At 28.9% G+C, this 5,893-nt stretch carries 7 protein-coding genes; all 7 read right to left on the reverse strand.

Going from position 1 to position 5,893, the window contains the following annotated elements:
* Positions 1-24 precede the first annotated feature (24 nt).
* Positions 25-939 carry a bifunctional riboflavin kinase/FAD synthetase gene (locus ACTHW2_RS09955; RefSeq protein WP_442263769.1) on the reverse strand — a complete coding sequence of 305 codons (915 nt, stop codon included), beginning with the start codon at positions 937-939 and terminating at the stop codon, positions 25-27.
* A gap of 10 nt (positions 940-949) precedes the next feature.
* Positions 950-1,834: a tRNA pseudouridine(55) synthase TruB gene (gene truB / locus ACTHW2_RS09960; RefSeq protein ID WP_442263770.1), complete on the reverse strand. Its 885-nt coding sequence runs from the start codon at positions 1,832-1,834 to the stop codon at positions 950-952.
* A 2-nt stretch (positions 1,835-1,836) separates the two neighbouring features.
* Complete coding sequence (locus tag ACTHW2_RS09965; protein ID WP_442263771.1) at positions 1,837-2,817, reverse strand: DHH family phosphoesterase; 981 nt, start codon at positions 2,815-2,817, stop codon at positions 1,837-1,839.
* Positions 2,810-3,184 carry a 30S ribosome-binding factor RbfA gene (gene rbfA / locus ACTHW2_RS09970; protein ID WP_442263772.1) on the reverse strand — a complete coding sequence of 125 codons (375 nt, stop codon included), beginning with the start codon at positions 3,182-3,184 and terminating at the stop codon, positions 2,810-2,812. The genes ACTHW2_RS09965 and rbfA overlap by 8 nt, the downstream gene beginning before the upstream one ends.
* 12 nt (positions 3,185-3,196) lie before the next feature.
* Positions 3,197-5,215, reverse strand: a complete 2,019-nt coding sequence (gene infB / locus ACTHW2_RS09975; RefSeq protein WP_442263773.1) for a translation initiation factor IF-2 — start codon at positions 5,213-5,215, stop codon at positions 3,197-3,199.
* 40 nt (positions 5,216-5,255) lie between these two features.
* On the reverse strand, positions 5,256-5,522 hold the full coding sequence (gene rnpM, locus ACTHW2_RS09980) for an RNase P modulator RnpM (RefSeq protein WP_442263774.1): 267 nt from the start codon (positions 5,520-5,522) through the stop codon (positions 5,256-5,258).
* An 8-nt stretch (positions 5,523-5,530) separates the two neighbouring features.
* A partial coding sequence (gene nusA / locus ACTHW2_RS09985) for a transcription termination/antitermination protein NusA (protein ID WP_442263775.1) occupies positions 5,531-5,893 on the reverse strand: 363 nt, incomplete at its 5' end.

Genomic DNA, 5,893 nt, shown 5'->3' on the forward strand with positions numbered 1-5,893 from the left:
CATAACTAACATTAAATGTAAACATTAATGTTTACATTTAATGCTTTCTAAATCAATTTGCATTTGTAGCTTTAATTCATTTAAATTAGAAAACTTCATTTCTCCTCTCAAGTATTCAACAAAATCTATAAATAAAATCTTTCCATATATAGATTTATTGAAATCTAAAATATAAGTTTCTATTTTAAGAGAGTCTCCTCCAACCGTTGGATTAGTACCTACACTTGTAAGAGATATATACCTTTCTCCATCTATAAAGGCGTTAGTTTTATAAACACCTATTTTAGGGATTGGATAATTATTAATTAGTTCAATATTAGCAGTAGGAAAACCTAATGTTTTTCCTATTTTATTTCCATGAACTACTTCTCCTTTAATTCTATAACTTCTACCTAACATTTCATTAGCTAGTTCTAAATGGCCATTTCTAATATGCTCTCTTATTTTGGTACTGCTCAAAACTCTTTTTTCATCATAAACCGGATCTATAACAGCAACTTTTAGTTTATATTTATCGGCTAATTCTTTTAGAAGTTTTGCATCACCAGACGCTTTATGTCCAAATCTATAATCAAATCCTACAAATATAGAGCTTACATTTAATTTGTCTATAAGAATATTCTTTACAAATTCCTCAGGTGATAATTGCCTAAATTCTTTTGTAAAATCAATTTGATAAATTATCTCTACGCCTAAATCATTCAATATATCCTTCTTATCTTCTAAAGAAGTTAAGAGTTCTGGACTTTTTCCTAAAAGAACTTCCTTTGGATGTTTAGTGAATAATAATGCTGAAGGAATTGATTTTGTTTTTTTACAATTTTCTACCATTGATAAAATTAGTTTTTTATGGCCTAAATGAATGCCATCAAAATTCCCTAAAACTATTCCTGTTTTAAATCTATTTTCTTTATAGTTTTCAATTTTTATAATTTCCATTTTAACCACCTTAAACAAATACTTTATTCATTTTTAATAATTTTAAATGGTTTTTTTCTATAACTTCCCCAATCCCAATGAATTTATACTTTGAATAAACTCTTAAAGTAGTTCCTAATGGATGAGTACTTTCATTTATTTCTATTTTAACCCCATTCACAAGTTTATTATAAAATTTATCTGGTATATTTATTTCATTAAACTTCATCAAAGCAAAATCTATTGGAATCATTAGTTTTTTTATATCTATTGAATTTAAACTTTCTAAGTCTTCTTTTCTATAAGAATTTTCTACCTTAAAAGGCCCTACATTAACCCTTATAAGGTCAGACATATGTCCAAATGTACCCAAATCTTCACCTATATCATTGCATAAAGTTCTAATATAAGTTCCTTTAGAGCATTTAGTTAAAAAACGAATTTTTTTATTATTAAATATTTCTTTAATATCTAATTTATAAATTGTTATATTTCTAGGCTCTCTTTCAATAGTTTTTCCTTCCCTAGCCAATTCATAGAGTTTTTTTCCACTTTTCTTTATAGCAGAAAACATAGGAGGAATTTGTGAAATATTACCTTTAAACCTTTTAAATGAAGCTTTTATATCTTCTTCAGTTACTTCTTTATGAGATTCATTTATAGTTTTACCATCTTTATCTTGGGTATCTGTAGATATTCCAAGTGTCAATTCTCCTAAATATTCTTTATCTACATTTATTAAATATTCTGAAACCCTAGTAGCTTTACCAATACAAATAGGTAGAACACCTTCAGCATTTGGATCTAGTGTACCTGTATGTCCTATTCTTTTCATGTTCAAAAGTCTTCTAAAGAAATTAACTGCATCATGTGATGTCATTCCTTTTGGTTTATAAAAATTAATTATTCCCTTCATTTTTAAACCTGCATAGCTTCATATATAGACTGTACTATCATTTTTTTAGACTCTTCTATTGTTTTATATATCGTACAACCTGCTGCTCTTTTGTGTCCACCACCATCAAATTTTCCACAAATCTCAGATGCATCTAAATATTTTTTAGTTCTAAGGCTTATTTTTATATTATTCTTTTCAATTTCTTTTAATAAACAAGCGCCTTCTACTGTAGATAATTTCTTGATAAAAGAAACTATTCCCTCTGCATCTTCTAAAGTTGCACCTGTTTCTTTTAACATATCTTGTGTAACCATTATAACTGCTATTTTCGAATTATTAAAGGTTTCTAAAGTCGTTAAAGATTTAATAAATAACTTCATTCTAGTAAACGACATACTTTCATATAAGTTTATATTAACTAAATTTTTGTCAAACCCTGTATCTAATAAGTCAGCTACAATCCTATGAGTTTTTGATGTTACATTATCATATTTGAAGCTACCTGTATCTGTATTAATAGCTGTATATAGATTTAGGGCTATATCTTGAGTTAATTCAATCTCCATATCTTTAATAATATAATATACAATTTCAGCAGTTGCAGAAGCAGCTGGATCAACTATATTTATATCTCCAAAATTTGTATTACTTAGATGATGATCTATATTTGCTACTCTATTACTATTTTCAATAAGTTTTTTATTATCTCCTAGTCTTTCTTTATCACTACAATCAAGAGTAATAAATAAATCAATATTGCCTAAATTATCATCATATTCCTTTATTAAATCAATCCCTGGTAAAAAGGTAAAATCATTTGGGATTATATCACTTTTTAATACAAATACATTTTTACCTATGTTTTTTATAGCTATTGCCAATCCCAACATAGAACCTAAATTATCTCCATCTGGATTTATATGAGATGCAAGAAACACATTTTTACTTTTTTTTATTGAATCTATTATATTTTTAATATTTTCATCTAAATTTCTATTCATCTTTATTACCTCTATTGTTATCTTCATTTTTTACTTTTTTAATTAATTCAGTAATATGACTTGCATGTTCTAAGGTCTCATCTAGATGAAATACCGGTTCTGGTACATGTCTTAAATCTACCATTCTACCTATTTGACTTCTGATAAATCCTTTAGCACTTTTTAGCCCCTCTAAAGAATCATTCTTTTCTTTCTCATCTCCTAATACTGAAATATATATATTAGCATAGCTCAAGTCTTTAGTTACTTCTACATCTGTAATAGTAGTCATATTTGTAACTCTAGGATCTTTTAAACCATTATATAAAACTTCAGACAAAGCTTTCTTAACTTCTTCAGAAATTCTTTTTATTCTCTTATTATTCATAAAAGCACCTCTCTATCTTTGTACTTCTTTTAAAATATATGCCTCTAGCATATCGCCTTCTTTTACATCATTAAAATTTTCAAGTCCTAAACCTGCTTCATATCCTGATGTTACCTCTCTTACATCATCTTTAAATCTTTTTAATGAAGAAATATTACCTTCAAACATTACTATATCATCTCTTAAAAGTCTTATTTTAGACTTTCTAGTTATTTTACCATTTAGTATATAAATACCAGCTATACTATTTCCAGTAGGAAGTCTAAATGTTGCTCTAATTTCTGCACGACCTTGTACTTCTTCTACTATTGTAGGTGCAAGCATACCTTTAACTGCCTTTTTTATATCTTCTATAGCTTCATATATTACTCTATATGTCCTTACATCGACTTGTTCTCTTTTTGCTACTTCTAATGCATTTAAATTAGGTCTTACATTAAAACCTATTACAATCGCATTTGAAGCTGCTGCAAGCATTATATCACTTTCAGTAATTCCACCTATACCACCATGGATCATGTTTACTTTTACTTCTTCTTTTATATCTAATTTCTGCAATGATTGGCTAAGTGCTTCCATAGACCCTCTTACATCTGCTTTTATTATTATATTTAAATCTTGAATTTCTCCCTCTTTAATTTTATCAAAAAGATCTTCTAAAGTAACTCTATCATCAAGTTTAAATTGTTCTTCTTTTAATTGGTTTTTCATTTGATTTGCATAAAATCTTGCAGTTTTTTCATTTTCTACTGCATATATTAAATCTCCAGCATTTGGAACTTCAGAAAGGCCTAGAATTACACCTGGAATAGAGGGAGTAGCTTCCTTTATATTCTGTCCTTTATGATCAAGCATAGCTCTTATTCTTCCACTAGCTGTTCCAGACACGACCATATCGCCTACTTTTAAAGTTCCTTTTTGAACTAATATTGTTGCAAGAGGTCCTTTTCCTTTATCAAGCTGAGCTTCTACAACAACTCCTATTGCTTTTCTGTCTGGGTTAGCCTTCAATTCCTGTATTTCTGCTACTAATAAAACCATTTCTAATAGCTCGTCAATACCTTCTCTATTTTTAGCAGATACTGGAACTGTGATGGTATCTCCACCCCAATCTTCTGGTAATAATGAATTTTCTACTAATTCTTGTTTTATCCTATCTATGTTAGCAGTTGGTTTATCCATTTTGTTTATAGCCACTATAATAGGAACTTCTGCCGCTTTTGCATGACTTATAGCTTCTAAAGTTTGAGGCATAACACCATCATCAGCAGCTACAACAAGTATTGCTATGTCTGTTACCTTTGCTCCCCTAGCTCTCATAGATGTAAAAGCTTCATGACCTGGAGTATCTAAGAACACTAGCTTTTTATCGTTGACCTTTGCTACAGAAGCACCTATATGCTGTGTTATACCTCCAGCTTCACCTGTAGTTACATGACTTTCTCTTATAGCATCTAAAAGTGAAGTTTTCCCATGGTCTACGTGTCCCATTACAGTTACAACTGGCGGTCTAGATTTTAAATCTTTTGGTTTGTCTTCATAATCTAACTCAGCCATAATTTCTTCTTCTATCTTAATTGCTTCTTCTTCCTCTACTTCTTCCAGAACTAATTCAACATCAAAATCAATTGCTATTAAACTAGCTGAGTCAAAGTCAATAGTTTGATTTTGACTTGCCATAACTCCTTGTGAAATTAACTTTGTAATTACTTGTGAAGGATTTACTCCTAGTTTATCTGCCAAATCTTTTACAATTATTTCATTTCCTATTTTTATCTTATTTGATTCTTCATCTGTTTCTATTTCTTCAACATTTTCAATATCTTCATTATTATTTTGTGGATTATTTTCTGTTTTTATAGTTTGTTCCTCCTCGTTACCTAATAGCTCTTTAATTAATTCAGTCTCTTCAGCGGATAATGAACTCATATGGCTTTTAACATTTATATCTAATTCTTCTATTTTTTTAATAAGTTCTTTACTACTAAATCCTAGTTCTCTTGCTATTTCATAAATTCTCATCTTTGTCATACAATGCCCCCCTGATTTATTTAAAGGTGTATATTTCAATTTAATTATCTTTTATCTCCTTTTCCAATTCTTTTATTTTATCTTTTGGAATTTCCACCTCTAAACTTCTTGAAATCTTATTTGCTGTTACAGCTTTATTGAAGCAATCTTTATTATTACAAATATAAGCCCCTCGTCCATTAGTTTTTCCTGATATATCAATTAAAATCTCATTATCAGGTGTTTTAACAATACGAATTAGTTCTTTTTTGTTTTTATTTTCTCCACAACCTAAACACTTTCTTAAAGGTATTTTTTTCTTTTTCATAATATCACCTATTCTTCAATACTTTCTTTATATTGTGTTTCAGATTTTATATCGATTTTCCAACTAGTAAGTTTTGCAGCCAATCTTGCATTTTGTCCTTCTTTTCCTATAGCAAGTGATAATTGATAATCTGGAACTACTACTAGGGCAGATTTTTCACTTTCATTTATTTCTACCTTCATGACTTGTGATGGACTTAAACTATTTCCAATAAACTCCTCTATTTCTTTTGTCCAAATTACAATATCAATCTTTTCACCATTTAGTTCTTCTACTATAGTTTTAACTCTACTTCCTTGGAAACCTACACAAGCTCCTAAAGGATCTACATCTGGATCTTTAGAATAGACTGCAATTTTAGTTCTAGAGCC

It is taken from the genome of Tissierella sp. (assembly GCF_052089545.1).
Classification (GTDB): domain Bacteria; phylum Bacillota; class Clostridia; order Tissierellales; family Tissierellaceae; genus Tissierella_A.